The organism is Streptomyces sp. NRRL WC-3626 (assembly GCF_000718785.1).
Taxonomy (GTDB): Bacteria; Actinomycetota; Actinomycetes; order Streptomycetales; family Streptomycetaceae; genus Streptomyces; species Streptomyces edwardsiae.
The window spans coordinates 1-263 of sequence record NZ_JOCA01000080.1; the positions used below are offsets into that span (position 1 = coordinate 1).

Consider the following 263-nt stretch of genomic DNA (forward strand, 5'->3'; position numbering starts at 1 on the left):
ACCGTGCCGTCCGACTGGGCCGCCCACTTCTGCGCCCCCGTCCCGTTGCACGTCCACAACTGGATCCGCGTACCGTCGGCACTCCCGCCACCGGACACGTCCAGACACTTGCCCAGCGCCCTCAGCGAACCGTCCTGCGACACCGTCCAGCGCTGCGCCGCCGACGAGTTGCACGTCCAGACCTGCACCTCCGTACCGTCCGCCGTGCCCCCGTTGTCCACATCCAGACACTTCCCGTCGACCCCCTTCACCTCACCCGTGCG

1 protein-coding gene is annotated in these 263 nt (G+C 69.6%); it reads right to left on the bottom strand.

Features of this window, described 5'->3' with window-relative positions; translation table 11 throughout:
* A partial coding sequence (locus IF28_RS36830; protein WP_199809096.1) for a ricin-type beta-trefoil lectin domain protein occupies positions 1 to 263 on the bottom strand: 263 nt, incomplete at both ends.